At 37.7% G+C, this 23379-nt stretch carries 20 protein-coding genes and 1 pseudogene; 10 read left to right on the top strand and 11 right to left on the bottom strand.

Translation table 11 applies throughout. From position 1 onward, the window contains the following. Positions 1-105: 105 nt before the first annotated feature. Positions 106-861 carry a DUF5995 family protein gene (locus MUW56_RS12470; RefSeq protein WP_292013507.1) on the top strand — a complete coding sequence of 252 codons (756 nt, stop codon included), beginning with the start codon at positions 106-108 and terminating at the stop codon, positions 859-861. A gap of 75 nt (positions 862-936) precedes the next feature. Here the strand turns inward: MUW56_RS12470 and MUW56_RS12465 are convergent, their stop codons facing one another. From MUW56_RS12465 to MUW56_RS12445, 5 genes are all read right to left on the bottom strand, one after another. Continuing rightward, positions 937-4035 carry a CusA/CzcA family heavy metal efflux RND transporter gene (locus MUW56_RS12465; RefSeq protein WP_292013506.1) on the bottom strand — a complete coding sequence of 1033 codons (3099 nt, stop codon included), beginning with the start codon at positions 4033-4035 and terminating at the stop codon, positions 937-939. Beyond that, the gene (locus tag MUW56_RS12460) at positions 4035-5150 is read right to left on the bottom strand and encodes an efflux RND transporter periplasmic adaptor subunit (protein ID WP_292013505.1); all 1116 of its coding nucleotides are present in this window, start codon (positions 5148-5150) and stop codon (positions 4035-4037) included. The genes MUW56_RS12465 and MUW56_RS12460 overlap by 1 nt, the downstream gene beginning before the upstream one ends. Positions 5151-5160: 10 nt before the next feature. Continuing rightward, entirely contained in the window at positions 5161-6444 is a 1284-nt protein-coding gene (locus MUW56_RS12455) for a TolC family protein (protein WP_292013504.1), read from the bottom strand. Between the two features lie 318 nt (positions 6445-6762). Then, a complete protein-coding gene (locus MUW56_RS12450) occupies positions 6763-8124 on the bottom strand; it encodes a HAMP domain-containing sensor histidine kinase (RefSeq protein WP_292013503.1) in 1362 nt (453 codons plus the stop codon). Between the two features lie 2 nt (positions 8125-8126). Beyond that, positions 8127-8801 (bottom strand): response regulator transcription factor, encoded by a 675-nt coding sequence (locus MUW56_RS12445; protein ID WP_292013502.1) that lies wholly within the window; start codon positions 8799-8801, stop codon positions 8127-8129. 223 nt (positions 8802-9024) lie between these two features. Between MUW56_RS12445 and rmuC the strand changes: the two genes are divergently transcribed. The 6 genes from rmuC to MUW56_RS12420 all read left to right on the top strand — a co-directional run bounded on the left by rmuC (position 9025) and on the right by MUW56_RS12420 (position 13467). Beyond that, positions 9025-10569, top strand: coding sequence for a DNA recombination protein RmuC (gene rmuC, locus MUW56_RS12440; RefSeq protein WP_292013501.1), 1545 nt, complete (start codon positions 9025-9027; stop codon positions 10567-10569). After that, a complete protein-coding gene (locus MUW56_RS12435; RefSeq protein WP_292013500.1) occupies positions 10566-10934 on the top strand; it encodes a hypothetical protein in 369 nt (122 codons plus the stop codon). Before rmuC ends, MUW56_RS12435 begins: the two co-directional genes overlap by 4 nt. A 23-nt stretch (positions 10935-10957) precedes the next feature. Next, on the top strand, positions 10958-11677 hold the full coding sequence (locus tag MUW56_RS12430; RefSeq protein WP_292013499.1) for a hypothetical protein: 720 nt from the start codon (positions 10958-10960) through the stop codon (positions 11675-11677). Further along, positions 11580-11798, top strand: a complete 219-nt coding sequence (locus MUW56_RS22835) for a LytTR family transcriptional regulator DNA-binding domain-containing protein (RefSeq protein ID WP_367118518.1) — start codon at positions 11580-11582, stop codon at positions 11796-11798. Before MUW56_RS12430 ends, MUW56_RS22835 begins: the two co-directional genes overlap by 98 nt. 89 nt (positions 11799-11887) lie before the next feature. Next, positions 11888-12679 (top strand): CPBP family intramembrane glutamic endopeptidase, encoded by a 792-nt coding sequence (locus tag MUW56_RS12425; protein WP_292013498.1) that lies wholly within the window; start codon positions 11888-11890, stop codon positions 12677-12679. A gap of 20 nt (positions 12680-12699) precedes the next feature. Beyond that, positions 12700-13467: an RNA methyltransferase gene (locus tag MUW56_RS12420; protein WP_292013497.1), complete on the top strand. Its 768-nt coding sequence runs from the start codon at positions 12700-12702 to the stop codon at positions 13465-13467. Positions 13468-13608: 141 nt separating this feature from the next. On the opposite strand, the gene MUW56_RS12415 is transcribed toward MUW56_RS12420, so the two are convergent. Beyond that, positions 13609-13947 (bottom strand): hypothetical protein, encoded by a 339-nt coding sequence (locus MUW56_RS12415; RefSeq protein ID WP_292013496.1) that lies wholly within the window; start codon positions 13945-13947, stop codon positions 13609-13611. Between the two features lie 183 nt (positions 13948-14130). On the opposite strand from MUW56_RS12415, the gene MUW56_RS12410 reads away from it, so the two are divergent. Both MUW56_RS12410 and MUW56_RS12405 read left to right on the top strand, forming a co-directional pair. After that, positions 14131-15312: a hypothetical protein gene (locus MUW56_RS12410; protein ID WP_292013495.1), complete on the top strand. Its 1182-nt coding sequence runs from the start codon at positions 14131-14133 to the stop codon at positions 15310-15312. Beyond that, complete coding sequence (locus tag MUW56_RS12405; RefSeq protein ID WP_292013494.1) at positions 15296-15877, top strand: hypothetical protein; 582 nt, start codon at positions 15296-15298, stop codon at positions 15875-15877. Before MUW56_RS12410 ends, MUW56_RS12405 begins: the two co-directional genes overlap by 17 nt. On the opposite strand, the gene MUW56_RS12400 is transcribed toward MUW56_RS12405, so the two are convergent. Both MUW56_RS12400 and MUW56_RS12395 read right to left on the bottom strand, forming a co-directional pair. After that, a complete protein-coding gene (locus MUW56_RS12400) occupies positions 15826-16401 on the bottom strand; it encodes a 5-formyltetrahydrofolate cyclo-ligase (RefSeq protein WP_292013493.1) in 576 nt (191 codons plus the stop codon). The two genes, MUW56_RS12405 and MUW56_RS12400, sit on opposite strands and share 52 nt — an antisense overlap. A gap of 5 nt (positions 16402-16406) precedes the next feature. Next, positions 16407-17780, bottom strand: a complete 1374-nt coding sequence (locus MUW56_RS12395; protein ID WP_292013492.1) for a rhodanese-related sulfurtransferase — start codon at positions 17778-17780, stop codon at positions 16407-16409. 397 nt (positions 17781-18177) lie between these two features. On the opposite strand from MUW56_RS12395, the gene MUW56_RS12390 reads away from it, so the two are divergent. Continuing rightward, entirely contained in the window at positions 18178-19710 is a 1533-nt protein-coding gene (locus MUW56_RS12390) for a trypsin-like peptidase domain-containing protein (RefSeq protein WP_292013491.1), read from the top strand. 68 nt (positions 19711-19778) lie between these two features. Here the strand turns inward: MUW56_RS12390 and MUW56_RS12385 are convergent, their stop codons facing one another. The 3 genes and pseudogenes from MUW56_RS12385 to MUW56_RS12375 all read right to left on the bottom strand — a co-directional run bounded on the left by MUW56_RS12385 (position 19779) and on the right by MUW56_RS12375 (position 23343). After that, the gene (locus tag MUW56_RS12385; protein WP_292013490.1) at positions 19779-20234 is read right to left on the bottom strand and encodes a hypothetical protein; all 456 of its coding nucleotides are present in this window, start codon (positions 20232-20234) and stop codon (positions 19779-19781) included. Next, a complete protein-coding gene (locus MUW56_RS12380; RefSeq protein WP_062700765.1) occupies positions 20234-20614 on the bottom strand; it encodes a RidA family protein in 381 nt (126 codons plus the stop codon). Before MUW56_RS12380 ends, MUW56_RS12385 begins: the two co-directional genes overlap by 1 nt. Before the next feature lie 144 nt (positions 20615-20758). After that, a pseudogene (locus MUW56_RS12375) lies at positions 20759-23343 on the bottom strand (putative LPS assembly protein LptD). Positions 23344-23379 lie beyond the last annotated feature (36 nt).

The raw sequence follows: 23379 nt of genomic DNA, 5'->3' as shown, positions 1-23379 counted from the left end.
TTCCGGCTCACTTTTTCATTGTTAAAAAAGATCATTCTATTCGTTTTCAAAGCAATACACTGGTGATCACAGCTTTTTATTATCTTTAAATAAACAAAAACGGCTATGAAAACCATTGAAGAAGTGCTGACGAAGCTGGATAAGATCATTATCTGGTGTAAAGAAAATCAAAGTCCTGCCGGATATTTTGCCTGTACCTACCGCATTATGACCGCACAGGTTCTGAAAGGAATCCAGCAGAAGACATTTGAAGACAATCCAAGAATGATACAGCTTGATATTGCTTTTGCACAAAGATATCTTGAAGCATGGGAAAATTATCATCAGGGAATAAAATGCTCCAATTCATGGTATATTGCTTTTGAAGCCTCTAAAATTAAGGATCTTCTCATTCTGCAACATATTTTTCTGGGGATGAACGCACATATCAATTTAGATCTGGGCATCTCAGCCGCTTCGGTAATGCCGTACCGGAAAATAAATCCACTCAAAAAAGATTTTGAAAATATTAATCAGGTAATTGCCTCCATCAATCAGAAGGTTCAGGATTCTTTAAGTAAAATATGCTATCCGGTCGATATCCTTGACCGGCTTTCCAACGGAAAAGACAATGCCATATTGGATTTTGCCATTTCCAAAGCAAGGGATACTTCCTGGGCTACTGCCGTGATCGCATCCAGCACCCCTAATTTCTTAAGGGATTCCGTAATTACTATTGTAGATTATGCCGCCGCAAAAGTTGCTTCACAAATTCTAAATCCAAAGATCAACAGCTCTGATCTTATGAAGAATCTTAAGAAATGCGAAAGTAATGATGTGGTAAAAAATATTGAAATACTGGAAGCGACAAAGAATACCTGATCTACGATCAGCATATAAAAAGGCCGGGATCTTCCTCACGGATCCCGGCCCACTTAATGAACAAAAATGAAGAAACTATAAGGTTTCTTTATGCTTTTTACGATAGGCATAATAAAATACAATCGGCAGTATGGTAAAGGAAAGCAGCATACAGATGATCAATCCTCCTACAATCATAATCGCCAGCGGCTTTTGAATTTCAGATCCCATTCCGTTGGACATCGCTGCAGGGAACAGTCCCATAGATCCCATTAAGGCAATCATCACCACCGGGCGGATCCTGCTCTGTACTCCATTGGCGATCGCTTCTTTAAGAGACATTCTGTTCTGCAGGTTTTCTTTCATCACTCCAATCAGAACGATACCATCAATCGTGGCAACGCCAAAAAGAATAATAAATCCTATTCCTGCTGAGATCCCAAAAATGGTTCCTGTAAACCAAAGGGATAAAAATCCTCCAATAAATGCAAATGCCAGTGTAATGGAAGAGATCAGAGTATCTTTTATATTTCCGAAATTAAAATACAACAGCATCAGAATAAGAACTAATGAAATCGGAACGACCATTGCCAGCTGCTTTGCTGCCCTTTCTTTACTTTCAAACTCTCCTGCCCAGGTCATTTTATGGTTTTTGGGAAGCTGTACTTCTTTTTCCACCTTTGCCTTCGCTTCTTTAATTGTACTTCCCAGATCACGACCTTCAATATTAAATCCTACTCCAATATATCTGCTGTTTCCTTCACGGTAGATAAAGGAAGGGCCTGTATGATAATCAATCGTAGCAATTTCTTTCAACGGCACCTTTTTATTATCCTGGGTCGGAATCAGAATATTTCCCATTTTTTCCGGGGTATCACGGTATTGCTTTTCAAATCTCAGCATTACATCAAACATTCTTTCTTCTTCATAGAACTTGGTGGCAGCCTGCCCTCCAATCGTCATCTCGATAACAGCCTGTGCATCTGCCGTGGAAACACCATATTTAGCCATTTTAGAGTCATGAAGCTGTATTCTGAGTTCCGGAAGTCCAATATTCTTAAAGACATTCACATCGGAAATTCCCGGAACGGTCCGGATGGAATTGGCCACTGTATTGGCATAATTTTCAAGCTCAAATAACTCATTCCCAAAAATCTTGATCACCAGAGGCGCCTTCACTCCGGCCACATATTCTTCTACATTATCCTGTATCGGCTGGCTGAATCCAAAATTGATACCCGGATATTTTTCAAGGGAAACCCTCATCTCTTCGAGAAGTTCTTCTTTGGAGATCTTTTTCTTCCATTCATTTTCCGGCTTCAGCTGGATATTAAATTCAATATTAAAAAAACCGGTGGGATCAGTACCGTCATTCGGCCGGCCGGTCTGGGTCATCACGAATTTTACCTCATCATACTTCATTAAAATCTCCTTCATCTCTTCGGTCAGCCGTACCGACTCGTCCAGATTGACACTATTGGGAAGCGTTGCCCGTACATAGATTGCTCCTTCATTCAGTTTAGGCAGAAATTCGGAACCGTGATTGGAGAATCTCCAGCCGCACACCGCCAGCAAAGCAATAAACCCTATGATAAATCCTTTTTTATGACGGTCACTGAATTCGTAAATCCTGTACATATTTACCCTAAAGAATCTTGAAATAAAATTTTCTTTCTCTTGTATATTTTTTGTCAGTAAAAGTTTACACATCGCGGGAACATACGTTAAGCTCAGAAGCAATGACCCTAACAATGCATATCCTAATGTAAATGCCAAAGGTGAGAACATTTTCCCTTCCACCTTCTGGAAAGAGAAGATTGGCATTAAAGCCACGATAAGAATCAGCAGGGCAAAGAAAATATAGCCTGCAACGCTCCCTGCGCTTCTCTTAATGATTCCCAATTTGGAAATCCTGTTGAACCTTCGGAGTCCTATTTTCTTAGCCTTATGTTCGAGGGCGACAAATACGTGTTCTACAATGACGAGCGTTCCTTCCAGCAGCAATCCGAAATCCAGTGCTCCCATAGAAATCAGGTTGGCCGGAAGCCCCTGAATCTTCAACATGATAATGGCAAAAAGGAAAGCTAAAGGAATCACCGAAGCTACAATAAACGTTGTCCTCCAGTTGTACAGGAATATAAATACAATAATGGAAACCAGAATTACTCCTTCAATCAGGTTTTTAGATACGGTATAAACGGTTGTATTCACCAGTTCAGTACGGTCAATGATCGGTACAATCTGAATGTCTCCGGGAAGCTCTCCTCCATTCAGCTGTTCTATCCTGTCTTTCAGCCTGGCGATCACCTCACTTGGATTTTCACCGCGGAGCATGATAACAATCCCTTCTACGACATCATTTTCCTTGTTGTACCCTACCTGCCCCAGTCTTGGTTTTGCAGAAACCTTAACTTCGGCCACATGTTTTACCAAAATAGGTGTGGAACCTTTTACCTCAATCTGAATATTTTCAATATCCTCTTTTTTTTCCAAAAGACCGATCCCCCGCACGACATAAGCCTGATCTCCTTTTGCAACGACATCTCCTCCTACATTAATATTACTCTTCGAAACAGCTTCATACACATCCAGGGGGGAAAGGTCGTAATTGTGTAATTCCGTAGGATTAATTTTGATCTCATATGTTTTTTCCTCGCCTCCAAAACTAACGACATCTGCCACTCCGGGCACGGCAAGTAATTCCCGTTCAATCACCCAGTCCTGAACTGATGTAACTTCTTTGATCGGCAGTTTACTTTTGATAATGTACCGGTAAATTTCACCTGTAGCTCCGGAAGGAGGTTCAATACTGTATTCTGCACCATTGGGAAGATTTACATTACCTAATTTGTTGGAAGCATACTGCTGGGCATAAAAATCATTGACATGATCATCAAAAATCACCGTAACTACAGAAAGCCCGAATAAAGAAATAGATCGTACCGATGTTTTATTCGGAATTGCATTCATTTCTTTGGAAATCGGAAGCGTTACAAATTTCTCTATTTCCTCCGCACTTCGTCCGGGCCATTGGGTAATTACTCTTACTCTGGTATTGGTTACATCAGGAAATGCTTCAATTGGTGTATGGATATACGAATAGATCCCTCCCGCCAGCAAAAGAAAAGTTCCCAAGAGAACGATCAGCGAGTTTTTTAAAGAAAAGGAAACTATATTCTGTACAAATTTTCGCATTAGTTCGTAGACTTATTTAGTTGGTTTTTCAGGTTCTCATAGATCAGCAGCCCGTTGGAAGCAATAATGTTTTCTCCGGGCTTCAGGTTTCCTTCTACATAAATATATTGACTGTTGGACGCAATTTCCGTCACCGGTCTGATCTCCAGCTCACAATCTTTTTTATATACCACCACATAGCTTTGATTGTTGTCAAAGATCATAGCCTTTGCCGGGATGGCCAATGCGCTTTTATTTTGTGAATTAACAGGCAAAACAACATCTGCAGACATTCCGGGTCTTAGCTTCATTCCATGATTATCCATGATAATCTTAGCTTTCAGGACTCTCTCATTCTCATTGAAAACCTGTGAAATCGTATTGATCTTTCCCGCAAAGCTATCATCCGGATAAGCCAATGTCTTTACCACCACCGGCTGATCTGCATACACATGTCTCATATTGGTAGCATATACGTTGGCCATTACCCAAACCTTATCCAGATTGGAAATGGTAAAAAGCTGGTCTCCTCCTGCTGTAACCGGCATTCCTTTGGAAATATTCTTTGAGATAACATATCCGTCTGCAGGCGCTTTTATCTGAATCGTATTTCCTCCTGCCGAATACAGCTGCATATTTTTTTGGGTCTTAGCAATATTAGACTGCAGAATCGCTACTTCGGACCTGGCCTCCTGTAAATCTTTCTGGGAAGCAATATCATCTTTATACATCGCTTCTACGGAGGCCAGTTTTCTTTTGGCTACCGCCAGCTGTGCCTGCAGGGTCCGGGTATCATCCTGCATTTCGTTTACAGCCGTACTCTTGATGCTTGCCAGGACCTGTCCCTTTTTCACATAATCTCCCAGTGAGAAATAGGTGTCCGTCACCACCCCATCCACAAGACTTACAAAAGGAACGGTTTTATCAGAGTTGCTTTCCACTTCTCCGGTAAGGGTAATGCTCTCTTCTATAGGCCGCATTTCTGCTTTTACAAGCTTAATATCTTTTTTAAGTTCTTTACTGATGCAATAGTTTTTCTCACCTTCACGGTCCTGCTTTTGATCTTTACAGCCTGTAAAAGCGACCAGCGCAGACAGATAAACCACTGCAATGTATCGGGTAGTATTCATTTTCATAGGTAAAATATTATAAATCCTGTCCTACAACATACTGCAGGTTTTCGTAGTATTGATTAAGTTCTTTTTTAGTATCCAGGATGATCATTTTATTGCCGATATAAGTATCCAAAAAGTCCATATATTCCAGCATGCTGATGTTTCTCAGCCGGAAGTTTTTTTCATGGCTTACCAATAAATTATCCAAAGTAGACTCATAGGTATCATCAATTTCTTCAGAAACCTGCCGGGTCCGTATATAATTTCTAAAAACAGAAGCCACTTCATTTTCAGACTTCAGCCTATTCTTGCGGGTTTCATTTTTCATCTTTTGAATTTCGAGCTGGGCTTCCTGAATATTGCCTTTATTACGGTCGAAAATCGGGAGGTCGAAAGAGACTCCTACTCCTATGAAGTTCTTCATAATATTTCCGCCACGGTCATATCCTATGGAAACAGCAAGATCCGGAGTTTTCATAGCATTTTGTATCTCCAGATTTTTCTCAGCATGCTTCTCCTTATTTTTGGACCTCAGAATATCCGGGCGGTTTTCTTTTGCCTTTTCCATCCACTGTGTTAGTTCCAGCTCTGAAACCTGCTTTTCCGGAAGGGTAAACGAATCGGTGATAACGAGATAAGACTGGGACGGGATCATCAGCAAACCTTTCAGCTCCAATTGCTGGTCTTCAATTTCCTGTTGCAATGAAATCAGTTTTTTCTTGAATTCTATTTCCTGCGCTTTTAAACGGATATACTCCGCTTTACTGATATTTCCCAGGCTTAATTGGTTGTGATAAGATTTTGTCAGTTTCTCGATGGAAGAAATCTGATTTTCATATATTTTCTGCTGCTCCTGATTGTACAGGATTTCTGTCATGGTATTTCTTACCGTTTTCTTGAGCTCCCGCAAGACTTCCTGCAGTTCATACTTTTCACCTTCCACTTCTATTTTCTGAAGCTCAATATTCTTTCTTCTTTTACCTGCCGTCTGAATTACCTGTTCTATTTCAGCAGAGATCTGGGTATTTTTCCCCCAATTTCCAATAAGAGCAGGCTGTTCTTCAATATCATAAGTCCGCCACAGATTGACTTCACTGATACTCAATTTGGGATTAGGCCAGTATTTTGCCTGAACAGCACGCGCTTCTGCCTGGGAGATTTCCAGTTTCTGAGCTATTAAATCCAGGTTTTTAGCTAAAAAAACTGCTTCAGCTTCCTTTCTGGTCATTTTCAAAGTATCCGAAATCTGCGCTGAAAAGAAACTAAAGCAATGAATATAAAATAGTGTAAAAATAATCTTCTTCAAAGGTCTCATATTTAAGACCACAAAGCTATTTCTCTAATATTAGACGCAATTTCGAATGAAATTAAAATTCGGTTAGTCCAACATTAGAGTTTGATTAGAATGATTTTATTCTGGGGAATTCCCTTTGAATAGGTATGTTTTGGCTAAAGCCAAAAGATTTTAAATGTATTTTGTAAGCGGGTTAAAACCCGTTTCTATTGAATTCTTTAAGTTCTCACATATTTTGCGGATGACGCAGATTTTTTTAATATGAATATGTTTTTATAAGATTTAAAATTAATCTAAGATCATAAATCTGCTCAATCAGCAAATCTGCGAGGGAAAAAATCAGGAATGAACCGGAAATTCAAGAAGAACACTTGTCCCGACATTCATCACAGAATCAATCTTCATTACAATATGATGATGATCAAAAATACTTTTCGATAATGATAAGCCGATGCCGCTTCCTTTAATATGATCCACATTTTTACCCCGGTAGAAGGTCTCGGTAATTTTGATAAGATCATCCGCCGGAATTCCTTTACCTTGATCTTTCACCTCGATATTCAGATGACCATCATTCTCAGATAGTGTAATGGCAATGGGATAGGCATCAGAGTATTTTATGGCATTTTCCACAATATTATACAAAGCCAGGTACAGCAGCGTCTCATTCCCGGGCATTTCTAATAACACAGGATTTACCACCTGAAGCTGTATGGTAATGGATGACTGTTTTTCTCTGGCCTGAGGTTCCAGCTTCTCATAAATTTTCCATATCAGCTCATCTACCCTCACCTGCTTATGGGAAGCTTCAAGCTTAGTCATTCCTGACATCAGTAAAAGGTTATTGAGAATATTTTCTATCTCAAACACATTATCTAAAGACTCCTTAGCTACTTTTTTATATTCTTCAGGAGTCCTATCCTTTTGCGCAAATACCTCCAGGTTTCCAGAAATAGCAGCCAGCGGGGTTTTAAACTCATGAGAGACATAATTGATAAAATTCTGCTGAAGCAGCATGCTTTCTGAGATTCTCCCTAACAGCTTATTATAAGATTTAATCAGCTCTTCAATCTCATCATGGGTATTGGTCGTCGTAATTGCCGTAGAAATATTGTTATAATCAACGGTATTAATACGTTCTACCACATTCGAGATAGGCTTATAAACAATTTTTGAAAGGTATCTGCTCAGAAAATAAATAGCCAGCAGTCCAAGTACAAGCACAGACAGCATAATCACAGATAATCTGATCATCTGGGAGCGAAATGAATCATTGGATGATTTTACAAAAACCACAAAATCTCCCTGGTTATCGGGATAAAAAATACCGTAATAAAAACTGTTGTCCGACATAAACTGAACGCCCTTATTGGTTCTGGCAGCCTGCAGGTGGCGCAGTTTGATATTCGTATCATTCAGATTATGTCCAAAAGTAACTTCATTATTTTGATTGTAAACAGCGACCCTGTTATTCTGGATAAGGTGATTATACTCTTTCTTGATCTGGGCATGTCTGTCTTTTGGAAGTTCATCTTTTTCGAGGTAATAAATAGCTGAAATAAGCGCTGTATTTCTCAGCTTCTCAAAATAAAAGATCCTGGTACTGTCATAATAGGCAAAAAATATCACCACAAATGTGACAATAGAAACAATGCCGAAGGAAAGGCTTGAAATAAGAGTAAACCTGTTTCTGAGCGTCATTTTCAGTCTTTAATTAAATATCCTGTTCCTTTTACGGTATGAATAATTTTCTGATCCGTTTCATCAATCTTATTACGTACATAAGAGATGTAAACATCCACAACATTCGTAGCATTATCAAAATCAATTCCCCACACATGGTGCAGAATCTGGGTTCTGCTCAGGACTTTATTCTTATGTTCCATCAGGAAGGTAAAAAGTTTATATTCTGTAGGAGAGAATCCAATTTCGTGATCATTCTGCGTCACCTTGTGAAGGTCTGTATCAATTATGATATTACCGCAGGACAGCCGTTGATTTTCTTTTTGGTAGCTCAGTCTGGTACGCCTTGTAAGGGCTTTGATTCTTGAGATAAGCTCATCAAAATGGAACGGTTTAGATAAATAATCATCTGCCCCCAGGTCCAGCATTTTAATTTTGTCATCAGGACTGTTGAGTGCACTCAGCACCAGAATCGGCGTATAATTCCCTTTAAATCTTATGAGTTGGGTAAGCTGCATCCCATCCAGCCCGGGAAGCATAATATCCATTAATATGATATCAAAATCATAGGTATTGAGAAACTCTCGTGCTTTTTCCCCCGAATCGGCAAGGGTTATATTGTAACCGGCTTCAGAAAGTCCTTTTAGCAGGAAGTTACTAATTCTCTGATCATCTTCTACCAACAAAATATTCATGTGCGTCTGAAATTTCCCATAAATATAGGTATTATAATTCAGAAAGGAAGCTGGAAGAAGGATGAGAAGAGTAATGGAATTCTACAGAACAAGTGTAAACCGTTTTATTTATCTTTTAAAAACATTGAAACAAATTTTAAGAAAGCAACCGGTTGTTATCCGTTCAAGAGTAACTTCCAACTTCGTTCTTCCAGCTTCCAGCCTTTTTTCATAATTTTGAAAAATGGAGATGATATATTTACTTATTGGATTTATTACCGGCGGGCTATTGGGTGCTGCCATTCTATATTTTGCACTGAAATCATCAATGGTCTCAAGAAGCGCTTATGATGAATTAAATAATTTACATATTAAAAGCAACTCAGACTTTACTAATGCAAACCTGAAAATACAGGAGCTGAACCTGGAAAACAGTAAAGAAAAAGAACAGAATCTTCTCCATCAGGATCTCTTGAATGATCTGAAAAATGAATTCGCAAAAATCTCTGCTGAATATTCCTCGCTGAACAGCCAGTTCCAGGAATTGAAACAGCTTAATTTTAAACAGACCTGTTCTATAGAAAACCTGGTGGCTGAGAAACAGGAAGTTTTTTCTAAAAATGCCGAGCTTGCCGCAAAAAATGAAAGCCTTCAGAAATTATTGGATACCCAAAAAGATGAGATCACAAAAATTCAGGAAGAATCGAAATTGCAGTTTGAGAACCTGGCGAATAAGATCCTGGAGGAAAAAACTGAGAAGTTTACGGAACAGAATCAGCTTAACCTAAGAAATATTTTAAACCCTCTCCAGGAAAAGATAAACAATTTCGAGAAAAAGGTAGAAAATACCCATAAAGAAAGTATAGACTATCATGCTGCGCTTAGAGAACAGATCATTGGACTGAAAGATCTGAACCTCCAAATGAGTAAGGAGACCTTAAACTTAACGAAAGCTTTAAAAGGGGACAGTAAAATGCAGGGAAACTGGGGAGAGCTGATTCTGGAAAGGGTTTTAGAAAAATCAGGTCTTGAAAAAGGCAGAGAGTATGAAGTTCAGAAAAGTCATATGACGTCGGAGGGGAACCGTGTACAGCCGGATGTCATTATCAATCTTCCTGACGGCAAGAAAATGATCATCGACTCAAAAGTTTCCCTGGTAGCCTACGAGAGATTTGTCAATGAAGAAAATGAAGAGCAAAAATCTTTATATCTAAGAGAGCATATCACTTCCTTAAAAAGGCATGTTGAGCAATTGAGCAGTAAAAGCTATCATGATCTTTATCAAATGGAAAGCCCGGATTTTGTTTTATTGTTTATCCCTATTGAACCGGCTTTCGCCATTGCATTGAATGATGACAGCTCGTTATATAATAAGGCTTTTGAAAAAAATATAGTCATTGTCACCCCATCCACATTATTGGCGACCTTAAGAACGATCGACAGTATGTGGACCAATCAGAAACAACAGGAAAATGCAATAGAAATAGCAAGGCAGGCAGGTGCGTTATATGATAAATTTGAGGGATTTGTAAACAATCTTCAGAGAATAGGCAGAAAGCTCGATGAAGCCCGGTCCGAATATGACGGAGCCATGAACAAACTTACTGAAGGAAGAGGAAATCTGGTAACAGCTGCTCAAAAATTAAAAATTATGGGAGCCAAAGCCACAAAATCATTACCTGAAAATTTGATTACAAAAGCGAAATTTAATGACGAAAATCAGGGTTTGGAAATAGAACATCTCCAACAATTTTTTGACAGTCCTGAATCTGAAGATTCATCATTATGAAAAAATCATACATCATCATCCTTATCGTAAGTTTAATTCTTTTTATTGCTTCACTCCTTGTTCCAGCAGTGTATGCAGGGACCAAGGCTCTATATGGATCGGCATGTTTTCTTTTTGGAGGGATAGAAACGGAAGGTGGTGGTAAAGCCCGGCTTGCCAATTTTCTGCTTTTTATTGCTATAGGCCTCACTGTATGTTTTTTATTCATCACAGAAGTCACAGCGAATGAAGCCGGCTACAACTACCCGGCAGAACCGTACGGACCCGCCGATATACTTTGGATCGTGAGTTGCTTTTCACTTTTTACAGGGAATGTAATTCTTTTACGATCTGAGAATGTAAAAAAGGAAAATTACAGTCATTAACCACATCCTTTACAAACAGTAATATGATTTCTTTTGCATCATATCCTTACCCAAAATCCGAATCTGTAAAAGAGATTTTGATATCTTCAGTGGGTGCAGGGATTTTGGTCTATTTGTTTCTTATTATTTTTCAGCCTTTCGGTACCGGCAACTTTCATCATCCGTACAAATATGCTCTTTTATTTCCTTACACTATTATTTTTGGAGTTGCTTTTTTTGTTTCAAACCTTACTGCCAACCAGTTCAACAACTGGAATATAGGGGCTGAATTGCTGAAAATAGCAGGCATCCTATTTCTGAGCTCTGTTTTTTCATATTTCTATAATTCATTGTGCATTAGCCATGTCACCCTTAGTTTTGGTAATTATTTTTATATGCTCCTTTATTCTTTTGCTATAGGCATTCCCATTTCTGCTATTTATGTTCTATCCCGCTATATTTATTTAAAAAGAGTACATGAGCAAACGGCAAAAGACCTCTCACAACAATTATCCCAAAAGCCAACAGATACTTCTCATAAGTCCCTTCGGATTTCAACCGGCAATGCTGAGTTGGTTATAGATGAATCCGACTTTATCTGTGCCCAATCTATGGAAAACTATTGTACCATTTATTTCTCAGAAAATAAAAGCACAAAAAAAAATAATGATCAGAATCAGTTTATCCAATCTTTTAAATCAGATAGAAACTACAATGATCAAAAAATGCCATCGTTCTTATATTGCTCATTTGGGAAAAGTTAAAAATATCAAAGGAAATGCTCAGGGATATAAACTTATTCTCCCTGAAATCGAGTTTGAAATCCCCGTTTCCAGAAGCTTTATTTCTTCAATTATCCCACAATTAAAAATGGCTAAAAAATAAAGCTTGCTATTCGTCACATTTCTTTGCTGATCATCATTTTTATTTGGGATGAAAAATTTAATACAACATTTTTGCTCAAAATAATCAGCATGAACAAAAATATCCGTTTTTTTTCAATTTTTATCCTGGGATTCTCTGTCTATTACCTCTTTGATTTATACTGCTTTAAGAGTATACAGAATTTCTCAAAAAATATATTTCAAAGTAAAGCAATAGCACATGTTACAGCCTATTCCTTAACACTGCTTCCATTGCTCATCACTTTAAAGGTTTTATTGCCTGAGAAGAATATTACAGATTTACTCTCCCTGGACAAACCTATTATAAAGGGGTTTACCTTATCCTTTACAGGCACACTGCCTATGATATTGGGATATTCGTTGCATTTTAACCTGCTTTCCAAAGTAGACTTTGAATCCTTATTCATCAATACCATTTCGTCCGCATTTTTTGAAGAAATCATATTCAGAGCTTTTCTGATCGGGATTTTATTCAGATTCAGCAGACTGGGATTTCTTTCATCAGTACTTTTCGGCTCTTTATTATTTGCGCAGGTTCACTTGTATCAAAGTCAGAACACAACAGAGCTATTTGAGATTTTTGCCATCACATTGGCAGGTTCTATTTTTTTTGCATGGGTTTATTTTGAAAATGAATTTAATCTTTGGACTGCCATATTCCTTCATTTCTTCATGAATTTATATTGGGAGCTTTTTACGGTATCTGGCAATGTCTCCGGAAACTTATATGGTAATTTATATAAAATCATTTCCATCATCCAAATTATGCTCATTACGGTCTATTGCAAAAGAAGAAAAAACATACCCTATCAGATCTCCCGGAAGAGCCTTTTTATAAAAACCAAACAAGTTCAATCATAAATTTTGCATAATTTTGCAGCATGTTGATAGAAAGTTTTCAAAACGATAAAATAAAAAATGTCACTAAGCTCCTTACTGACAACAGATTTCGTAAAAAATCTAAAGTATTTGTAGTAGAAGGACAGCAGGAAAATGAGAGAGCTGTACAATATCATTTTGAGCCTTTGGAATATTTTATTTGTGAAAATATCTTTAAAGGAAAAATCCCTGGTGGCAAAGTCCATTATGTAAGTGAAAAAGTATATGAAAAAATAGCTTACAGAGGGAGCTCGGAAGGTATTATCGGCATTTATCAGGCGAAGGAAACTCCTTTATCATCATTCATTCCAAAAGAAAACTCAACTGTTATCATTGTGGAAGGGGTAGAAAAACCTGGAAATCTGGGCGCTATTTTAAGAAGCTGTGAAGCATTTGGAATTGATGCTCTTATTGTAGCAGACGGAAAAACAGACTTTTACAATCCGAATGTAATCAGATCCAGCGTAGGCTGCCTTTTTGGAATGGAAGTGTACCAGGCTGAAAATGAAGAAACCCTGGAATTTCTTCAGAAAAATCATTTCAATATGTACACAACCCTTATGGATGAAAGTGCTGATGATCTTTATAAAAGGGATTTTACCCAACGGTCTGCGGTGTTATTCGGGACTGAGCATTCCGGGTTAAGTGATTTCTGGATTGGAAAAGGTCAAAATACATTGATTCCTATGGCCGGAAGTATCGACTCTTTAAACCTGAGCAACGCTGTAGCAATTACCTGCTATGAATCTTTGAGACAGAAGAAAGGGTAAATAACAGAGTTTTATTTCTGCGACTCTGGGTGTAATTTTGTTATTGATGGGATTGCTTCGCCTTCGGCTCGCAATGACTAAGCATAAAAAAACCGTCTCACTGGGTGAAACGGTTCTTTTATTTTTAAGCTTATGCTAAAATTATTTTTTAGTAGCGTCTTTTGCAGCATCTTTAGCAGCATCAGCAGCACCTTTAGCAGCATCAGCAGCACCTTTAGCAGCGTCAGCAGCACCTTTAGCAGCATCTTTAGCAACTTCAGCACCAGCAGCAGTAGTAGCAGCAGCAGCATCTTTAGTAGCATCTACAGCAGTAGTAGCAGCAGAATCAACAACTTTAGCAGCAGAATCAACTACAACAGCAGCAGAATCAGCTACAACAGCAGCAGAATCAGTAGTACCTTCAGTAGAAGTAGCTTCAGTTTTTTTACAAGCAACTAGAGAGATTGCAGCGATAGCAGCTACGAATAATGACTTTTTCATAATAAATTAAATTTAATTTTGTTAATATTGTTTTATAAAATTTTCTTCTGTTCTGTTATTTGAACAAGACAAAGGTAGAGCAGTTAGAAAATTTGTCTATGAAAAATAATTGTAATACCTTTGTAAAATAGTTTTACAAAAAAAGATAACTGATAATCAATAATTTAATTATTATCTAATAAATTGACAGATTTAGATTTATTACACTTTGAACAGCTAAAAAGGGATGTTCAGGGTCAATATTTAAAAGAATATACCCCATCTCATGATGATATTTCAAAATGGAAGGGTATAGATATTATATATTTCCAGGAAGACCTTCGCAAAAAGGCCAAAGGCAACATCAGCGAAAAGTCATTTTACACCTATTTCAAAACTTCGCCGGTCACCAAATTACCCAGGATAGATATGCTCAATTTATTGAGTATTTATGCGGGCTACGACTCTTGGTATGAATTCAAAAAGCAGCATCTTTTTGCTGGAGAACTGCTTCAGGAAAATGAAGACTTAGAGGAAGAAGACAGTAAAGAACTTGAAAAAACAGTGTCTCTCGCTCCTGAACTTCCAAAAACTGAAATCCAGGCCAAAAAAACGGAATACCAGCCCCGCGGAAACACTGATTTACAAAAATCAAATACTGAAAATCAACCGATTGCAAAAAATACGGGCTATTCAGATGACAGCAAAAATTCTTCTGATCTTCCCAAGAAAAATTTCTTCAAAAAGAACGCCTGGGCACTCGTTACTTCAGTATTGATTGCCATAACAGGGGTACTCGGGTTTAAAGATGTTCTTTTTTCAAAAACTTATAAATACTGTTTTATCGACAAAGACCGAAGCGTTAATGTGATCAACACGTTGGATATTATGGTGATTAAAGAAAATGAGTCCCCTATTATGTATAAGATAAAGCCGGGTGACTGTTTTCTATATTCCACCAAGGACAAAAATCTAAAGATGCGGATCAGTGCTCCTTTCTATGAGCCTCTGGAAGTCAATAGAAATCTGGAAAATGCTCCCGAAGAAGAAAAAATAGAGCTCAAACCGGATGATTACAAAATGGCCGCCTATTACTTCTCAATCAAAGATATCAAAGGAGGCAATCCTGAAGAACAGGTAGCGCTGATCAAACAAAAAAGAAATCAGCTGGAAAATTTAATCAGCAACAATGCCATCATCTACCAGGTTTATGATAATGATACCTATGGCATAGAAAGACTGGACAAACAAAAATATATTACACTGGTCACCACTCCTACCACTTCATTGAAAAACCTGAACGTTATCGAAATGAAAAAGGACTCCAACGGTAAAATCATATCTATCAAATTTAAAATCGCATCCACAGATGAAAAGAATAAATAATTTTTTAATTTTTACAGTACTTTTTTTAGCATTCATTGCCTGTAATAATAAAAAGACAGAGATAAGCGATCTGGAAAAACTAAGAAACAGTACCAATACCAAAAGCTATCCTGCTGTACAGATGGACAGTATGCAGGCGATCAATTCTATTACCAAACAAAAAGTTCAGGAATTACTGGATCTGTCTACCCTCTACTTATCCGGCAATCGAAATACTGAAATAGACACCGTTATCTATTCACAGATGCAAAGCTATTTCCACAAGCCGGATTCATTAACTTTTAAAAGATTATTCAAGGAACTGGACAGTATGAAGGTCAGATCAGTGAAGGTCAACAACCTGAATGTTTATAAGGAATTTTATAAGAAAGACACGTTAGATTATGCCAAGTTCAATGTGGAATACTTTGACGGTAAAAATAAGTCTTTAGGAAATTTTGAAAAGAATGCCCAGTATATCCTGCTTTCTACTCCTAAGCTGAAAAAGGAATTTAAATTCTATTTCCTGGATTTTTATTCCAAACCGCTTAAGAAAGACAGTACTGCTGTAGAAGTAACCAAATAATCCAGGGGAATATCATTTTCCCAGAGATCATCAACATATTCTTCGGGGTCAAAGTAATTGACTCCGATTTTTTTTGCCTTTGGTGATATGCTTTGAAAAAGTCCGTCATAAAACCCTTTCCCGTACCCTACCCTGTTTCCGTTTTTATCACAATACAGCAAAGGAGTAATTACATAATGAAAATCATATTCCCCGGAATCCTCATTAGAAACCGGCTCCGGAATCCCCCAGCGGCTTGTTTCAAATACGGTATCTTTAAAGATCTCAATACTGATCAGTTTATCATTGACCACTTTAGGCACAAAGACCCTGATATTCCGTTCTAAAAAATATTGAATGAAGACTGGGGTATTGATTTCTTTTTTTTCTAAAATCGGAATAAAAATGTGCACCTTCTCCCCTTCTTTAGGCTTAAAATAAATAATAAAATTCTCGAAAATCTTTTCAGATAAGAAGAAAGCCCCATCAGTTGACAAGGCCTTTCTTTTTTGCATATATTTTATTCTAAGCTCAGCTTTTAACATCGTTATTATGCGTTTTCAGCCTGCGTGATTTTATATAATTTATCAGATAAACGAACCCTGAACGGAAGCTCAAAAGTGATCTGATCTCCTTTTTTTGCCGTTTCGCTAGGTTTTCCGTTTACATAAATTTCTGTCATGGTAAGCTCCTGCTCACCGGTTGTAGGACCTGAAATCAATACTTTATCGCCTACTGAAAGTGTTCTGTTTTCAATTAAAAACTGGGCAATTTTTGATTTTGAATAATAGTGCTCCGCTTTTCCAACGAGTACCTTTTTGAAAGCTATTTTTTGGCGGATATTTTTTGTTTCGGCTTTTGCTTTTGCTAAAGGCTGAGTAGGCAGATCGCCTGAATTTTTAAATTTCAAAGCATCAGATTTACCTTTTCTAAAGACTTTATTTCCAACCTGCAGCCCCTTTCTTAATTTTATTTGTTCCTCCAAAGGCAGATGTATGATATCCAGGCATTCTGTAGAACAACAGTTTTCCATCGCTGCTTTACATTCGTCGCATTGAATAAATAATAAATGACAAGCGTCATTAGAGCAATTGGTATGGTTGTCGCAAGGCTTGCCACATTGATGGCACTGCGAAATAATATCATCTGTAATCCGTTCTCCTAAACGGTGATCAAATACAAAGTTCTTCCCAATAAACTTACTTTTTATCCCTTCTTCCTTTATTTGACGGGTATATTCAATAATCCCGCCTTCTAATTGGTACACGTTTTTAAAACCCTGATGTTTAAAGTAAGCACTGGCCTTTTCACAACGTATTCCACCGGTACAATACATTAAAAGGTTTTTATCTTCTTTAAAATCCTGTAATTGTTCATTGATAATCGGCAAACTTTCTCTAAAGTTTTCAACATCAGGCGTAATAGCGCCTTCAAAATGACCGACTTCACTTTCATAGTGATTCCTAAAATCAACGACAATCGTATTGGGATCTTCAAGCAAATTATTAAATTCCTGCGCTTTTAGGTGAATTCCTTTATTGGTCACATCGAAAGTATCGTCATTCAAACCGTCAGCAACAATTTTATGTCTTACTTTAATGGTCAGTTTTAAAAAGGAATGATTGTCCTGCTCAACCGCTACATTTAAACGAATTCCTTTCATAAAATCGTACACTTCCAGTGTATTGCGAAAAGCTTCAAATTGATCCGCAGGAACACTCATCTGAGCATTAATTCCCTCATGGGCAACATAAATACGGCCAAGAGCATCAAGTGCGTTCCAGGCTATAAATAATTCGTCGCGAAATTTTTTAGGATCTTGAATGTTGGCATACGCATAGAAAGACAATGTAAGGCGTTCCTTACCAGCTTCATCAATAAGTTGAGCTCTTTCTTCTGCGCTTAAGGTGTTATACAGTTGCATGCTATAAACGTTTTAAGTGAGAAAAATATTTTTGCAAAGATAATCATTTTCCAATTAAGTCTGTTTACCCGGAAAATTATATGTTGTATCAACGTATACACAGTAATTTTAAATGCACATTGAGGACATGAAGGATTTTTGGATTAATTATTGTAACTTAAACATGATATTTATTTGTTCTATGCTTACAAAATGTCACATTTTTTCTTTAATAATTTTTAAGTTTTGTTAATACCTGATTTAAGATTATGACATAATGTATAAAATGATATAATAGCCGTTAAATTTTAGTTAAAATTGAAATATAGCATACTAATTGCTTACGTATTTAACATTAAATTTGTTTACTCAAAAACATAAAAAAAAGAAATTAATTAATAAACAAGAAAGATATACAATGAAGAGTACTTTAAAAAAACTATTACCATTTGCAGTAGTCGGAGTCATCTCAGGAGCTACTACCGTTGGAGCAATACAATATTTTGGACAACATTCCAACAACGGAGATCAATCTTATTTCACAACATCAGCACCTACAGCCTCATTTGTGGGAATGAATACGGGAGCTACAGGCGATGATTTTGTAAAAGCAGCGAAAACAACCGTACCCGCTGTAGTTACCATTAAAAATTATCAAAGCAGAACTTCAAGCAGAGCTTCAGAGCAGGATCTGTTTGATTTCTTCTTCGGAGATCCGTTCGGAGGAGGAAGAGGCCAGCAAAGGCAGAAGCAACAACAGGCTCCTGATAATATGCCTTCAGGAATGGGTTCCGGGGTAATCATCTCTCCTGACGGGTATATTATTTCCAATAACCACGTAGTGGCAGGCGCCAATAAACTGGAGGTGGTATTAAGCAATAAGAAATCATACATTGCCACTTTGGTGGGGACCGATCCTAATACAGACATTTCGTTACTGAAGATTGAAGAAAAGGGACTTCCCTATTTAAATTTTGCCAATTCAGACAATATCGACGTGGGACAGTGGGTCCTTGCAGTAGGAAATCCATTGGGATTAAACTCAACAGTAACGGCGGGTATTGTTTCTGCGAAAGGAAGAGGGATTGGTATTCTGGGAAGCCAGGGAAAAGCAACTAATCCTATTGAAAGCTTTATCCAGACTGATGCTGCCATCAACCCGGGTAACTCCGGAGGGGCGTTGGTAAATACCAACGGAGATCTTATCGGAATCAACTCGGCAATTCAGTCTACTACAGGATATTACCAGGGCTATGGATTTGCAGTTCCTGCAAACCTGGCAAGAAAAATTGTTGAGGACATCAAGAAGTTTGGAATTGTACAGAGAGGATTCTTAGGGGTTCAATCACTGGATCTTTCCAACGATCAGCTGATAGCAGCATATAACAAGCAGAATAAAACCAATATAAAAGTAGGTTCCGGAATATATGTTACAGGATTTGGAGATAATAGCGGAGCAGAAGATGCAGGTCTGAAAAAAGGAGATATCATTACCAAGGTAGACAATTATGATATTACGGATTTTGCTGACCTTTCCATGTCTGTCGGAAGCAAGCGTCCTGGAGATAAAGTTCAGGTAACCTATTTAAGAAATGGTAAGGAATCAACGGCCACTGTAACCCTTAGAGACCAGAAAGGCGGTACCTCCACAAGAACTAAGGCAGATCTTAGCGTCACTGAGAAAATCGGGGCCGAATTTGATCCCCTTAATGACAGATTCAAAACAGAATATGGGCTGAACAGTGGTGTCGTTGCTAAAAATGTTTCTGAAGGAAGCGAAATGGCTAAAATCGGGATCGTAGATAACTACATCATCATTGAAATCAATGGTAAGCCGGTCAACTCACAGAAAGACGTAGAAAAAGTATTGGATAAATACCAGGGTAATGTACAGGTTAAATTTGTAGATGACTACGGAAGAATCTATACAAAAGGATTCAAAATGCCATAACATAACAGGAAAACAGACAATATTTCATATCAAAGAAAAACGCTGCAGAAATCTGCAGCGTTTTTTATTTATTTGGGTTTATTTATTTTTTCAGCAATCCTTTTTTTCTTATTCCGTTCATAAATAACTTCTACGATCTTACCTCCAACCCATGAGAAGGGGAAAAAAGTAAGGAAAATAGAGATCTTATAAAAGGTAGGATGATAAGGAAATATAATGACATCCAGCATCGCAATAAACAGCATAATAAAGCCGATAAGGATAGCATAGGCCACCTTAGCGTATTTCACAATAATTGCGGTGGCAACCCCTCCGATTGTCGTTCCTAATCCTGAAATAAACAGCAGAAAACCAAAGAAAGCCTTATCATCTTTCATGCTGTAAAGAAATCTTTGCCAATGCTCAAAAGGAGCAAAAGCTTCAAAAGTAACCCATTGCGGAAAAGCCCTTATACCAAGAGTAATAATAAGCCCTGCAATACCAAGGCCTAATAACACCGCAATTGTATTTCTTATAAAATTCATTAATCCTGATGTGCGATCATAGAAATTTCAATATCTACATTTTTAGGCAGGCAAGAAACCTGTACTGTTTCACGTGCCGGGTAGCTGTCCGCATCTAAGTAAGAAGCATAAATATCATTCATTACAGCAAAATCATCCATACTTTTAAGGAAGATTGTAGCTTTTACAACATTTTTAAAGGTCATTCCGGCTTCTGTAAGAATAGCCTCAAGGTTTTTCATTACCTGATGCGTTTCTTTTTCAATGCCTTCTACCAATTTACCAGTTGCAGGATCTACAGGAATCTGTCCGGAGATATACAAAACTCCGTTTGCCATATTAGCTTGTGAATAAGGTCCGATAGCTGCAGGTGCATTAACTGTGTTGATTATTTGTTTCATATGTGGATATTTATTTTTTTTCTAAAGCCATATACAATCACCATTTGCCGTATTTATCTGTTAGAAAATTTCGTCAATGGCGATTCAATAGAATTTATTTTGGATGCAAATATAAAATTTATATTCTCAAATGACAATCTGATATTAGAAAGGTGCATTAGGCTGGGTAAAACTTCTGTCCTTATACTTCAGGGCATCACTTAAGATATTGGCCTTTATACCGATAAAGAAGTCATACACTTTATACTGCCCGAAAGGCACCCAGTTGAAATTGATTGTAAAACTTCGCTGATCTCTTGAGAAGCCAATTCTGGTATACGCCAGCTGCTTGGTCACCATATCATAGTGTGTGCTTCCATTGATGTTCCAGTAAGGAGTCAGCTTGATACTTCCATCCAAACCTATCGATGCAATTTTACTTCCAAATCTGTTAAGCCCTTTAGAATAAGCATAATTGGCATTAACATTCAACGTCCATGCCTGATCAAAATGGGCATAATGGTCATCGTCAAAATAATAATTTTCATTTCGCACCTCCCCTTTTGAAGAATATTTCTTGGCATAGTCGGTTTTCTCTCCAAAAAGCTCACTGCTTAAAGGATAAGACAGCTGGATATTGAATCCCTGTACACTGAAGTGTCCGAATTCCTCCGTTCTGATTCCTGTATCCTGCCCCGGAAGAAATGAGATCCTGTACGGATCAAGGGTTAAACTTGTATTGACAGTAAGCTTGCTGTTAAAGAAAGAAGACTGCCCATTGATCGATAAAATAGACCAAGGATGATCTTTTGCTGCAAAGTTATAGCTTCCTGAAAGGTTTAAAGATTCAAAAATCTTGATTTTTTTACTCCGGTAGAGTCTTTTTTAGACTTTACTTTCATCTCAATATTGTTCCCTATATTAAACCCTAAAGCTCCTACCATCCCGCTTGACGGGCTTCCTATAATACCCTTTTCAAAAATGGAATAAGGAGTAAGGGCTCCATTGGCATTGTAATAGTTTTTATAGTACCCAAAGTTCGGGCTTGAGAAATCCGGTGAATAGGTAAACCCGATACTTGGGGTCATCATATGTCTTACCGCTTCTACTGTTGATCCTTTTTTAAATTTCAACATTCCGTAAAGCGTTGTCTGAAGACTTGCAGTGGTAGAGAATGTAGAATAGCCCGCAAATTTTTTATTGATTTCATCTACGGTAACGTTCTTGACAGGATCGTAGAATCTGTTTAATGATTTTGTAGTTAAAGCATTGTCAATATTAGCACTCAAACTGAATGTAAAATACTTGGCCAAAGTGGTATTGGTAGCAAGGGCAATGTTGTTTTTAAGCCCTGTCTGCATTTTGTCCCACATTGCTTTTGTAAACAGTTCATTCTCCTGGGTGTTGACATAGTTCGTAAGGTTAAAACCTGTATTGACCGTAATATTTTCCAGAAGTCCCTGTCTTACGCCTGTTTTAGATTTGAATAAATAAAACTGGTTGACAGCAACGTTCATCTGCGGAAGACGAAGATCAGCAAATCCTGTGGCAAAGTTCTGGGAATAGGATGCCGTTCCTGTAATGGTTACCGGAAGTGTCAGGAATCTCTTGGTAACGGTTACCGTTGAGTTCTGCTGTGTATTCAGTACGTTCTGGTTGAAGATATAGTTATTGTTCAGCGGGTTATTGTAAAATTTGGTGCTTACAATATCCACCGATGCACTGAATGTAAGAAAAGGATTGGACTTGGAGTCCTGCGAATGCGTCCAGTTAATTCTATAGGTACTGTTCCTGCTGTAATCGTCCAGTCCTTTAATTCCTCTTACCATTGTTCCGATATCTGCATTAAAGCTTCCTGAGTAGCGGTATTTCTTCTGGTAGTTCATTTGTGGACGCAGGTTCCAGCTTCCTTTTGTATAAATGTCGGCCAGTACCTTAAGGTCAAAGTGTTCCCCAATCGGCTGATAGTACCCTATTCCGTTCAGGAAGAACCCCACATCTTCTCTTTCCCCGAAACTCGGGATCAGGATACCAGCCGCTCTCTTATCTGAAAACGGAAGGATGGCAAAAGGCATAATAAGCGGTGTAGGAACACGCTCTATATACATTTGGATGGGACCTGTAACAATCTGGGATTTATTTTTGGATTTTATAAGTTTGATATTGGATGCCCGCATAAAGTAATCGGCAGCCGTATCTTTTTTCTTAATAAAATAATCATCGGTAGTATAATCGGCTCTTCTCATTGCAAATACAGAGTCATTATACTTTTTCGTTTTCTGGGCGATGATCACCCCTTCGCTTTCTTCCGTTCTCGCATTGAAAGCAATAGCCTGTCTGGTTTTGGTATTATAGCTGAACTCGTTGGTCTCGTATTTCTTTCCGCCCTGCATTGTAATTACAGGTTCAATGATTTTTCCCAAAGAGTCCTGTTTTCCGCGGGCGTAGATCTGATTTTTATTATCATCAATAGAAATATAATCGGCATCAATCTGCATATCCTGATACTTCACCTGTGCATTTTTATTGAGAAATGTCATTTTCTTAGGGATGTCTCTTCTCTGATCATCAGCTTTCGTGCGAAGAACATCATCTAAGGATTCTTTTTTTACAACTATGGTATCCTTTTTGGAAATAGTATCATTAACCGCATTTTTAGGCAATTTTTCGGGCGTTTTCTGTGCTAAAAAATTGTTAAAAATTAGGATAATTAAAAATTGTAATATATTTTTGAGGACGGTTTTGGCCAATTTTATTCTATATAATTAAGGCCCAAAATTAATATA

The sequence above is a fragment of the Chryseobacterium sp. genome (assembly GCF_022869225.1).
GTDB lineage: Bacteria > Bacteroidota > Bacteroidia > Flavobacteriales > Weeksellaceae > Chryseobacterium.
Note: the sequence above shows the minus strand (reverse complement) of the source record. Positions and strands in the feature narration are given on the sequence as shown.

Excerpts from the sequence above, each read along its gene's own strand:
- MUW56_RS12470 (WP_292013507.1), top strand. The coding sequence starts at position 106 with ATGAAAACCATTGAAGAAGTGCTGACGAAGCTGGATAAGATCATTATC.
- MUW56_RS12465 (WP_292013506.1), bottom strand. The coding sequence starts at position 4,035 with ATGCGAAAATTTGTACAGAATATAGTTTCCTTTTCTTTAAAAAACTCG.
- MUW56_RS12460 (WP_292013505.1), bottom strand. The coding sequence starts at position 5,150 with ATGAAAATGAATACTACCCGATACATTGCAGTGGTTTATCTGTCTGCG.
- MUW56_RS12455 (WP_292013504.1), bottom strand. The coding sequence starts at position 6,444 with ATGAGACCTTTGAAGAAGATTATTTTTACACTATTTTATATTCATTGC.
- MUW56_RS12450 (WP_292013503.1), bottom strand. The coding sequence starts at position 8,124 with ATGACGCTCAGAAACAGGTTTACTCTTATTTCAAGCCTTTCCTTCGGC.
- MUW56_RS12445 (WP_292013502.1), bottom strand. The coding sequence starts at position 8,801 with ATGAATATTTTGTTGGTAGAAGATGATCAGAGAATTAGTAACTTCCTG.
- rmuC (WP_292013501.1), top strand. The coding sequence starts at position 9,025 with ATGGAGATGATATATTTACTTATTGGATTTATTACCGGCGGGCTATTG.
- MUW56_RS12435 (WP_292013500.1), top strand. The coding sequence starts at position 10,566 with ATGAAAAAATCATACATCATCATCCTTATCGTAAGTTTAATTCTTTTT.
- MUW56_RS12430 (WP_292013499.1), top strand. The coding sequence starts at position 10,958 with ATGATTTCTTTTGCATCATATCCTTACCCAAAATCCGAATCTGTAAAA.
- MUW56_RS22835 (WP_367118518.1), top strand. The coding sequence starts at position 11,580 with ATGATCAGAATCAGTTTATCCAATCTTTTAAATCAGATAGAAACTACA.
- MUW56_RS12425 (WP_292013498.1), top strand. The coding sequence starts at position 11,888 with ATGAACAAAAATATCCGTTTTTTTTCAATTTTTATCCTGGGATTCTCT.
- MUW56_RS12420 (WP_292013497.1), top strand. The coding sequence starts at position 12,700 with ATGTTGATAGAAAGTTTTCAAAACGATAAAATAAAAAATGTCACTAAG.
- MUW56_RS12415 (WP_292013496.1), bottom strand. The coding sequence starts at position 13,947 with ATGAAAAAGTCATTATTCGTAGCTGCTATCGCTGCAATCTCTCTAGTT.
- MUW56_RS12405 (WP_292013494.1), top strand. The coding sequence starts at position 15,296 with ATGAAAAGAATAAATAATTTTTTAATTTTTACAGTACTTTTTTTAGCA.
- MUW56_RS12400 (WP_292013493.1), bottom strand. The coding sequence starts at position 16,401 with ATGTTAAAAGCTGAGCTTAGAATAAAATATATGCAAAAAAGAAAGGCC.
- MUW56_RS12395 (WP_292013492.1), bottom strand. The coding sequence starts at position 17,780 with ATGCAACTGTATAACACCTTAAGCGCAGAAGAAAGAGCTCAACTTATT.
- MUW56_RS12390 (WP_292013491.1), top strand. The coding sequence starts at position 18,178 with ATGAAGAGTACTTTAAAAAAACTATTACCATTTGCAGTAGTCGGAGTC.
- MUW56_RS12385 (WP_292013490.1), bottom strand. The coding sequence starts at position 20,234 with ATGAATTTTATAAGAAATACAATTGCGGTGTTATTAGGCCTTGGTATT.
- MUW56_RS12380 (WP_062700765.1), bottom strand. The coding sequence starts at position 20,614 with ATGAAACAAATAATCAACACAGTTAATGCACCTGCAGCTATCGGACCT.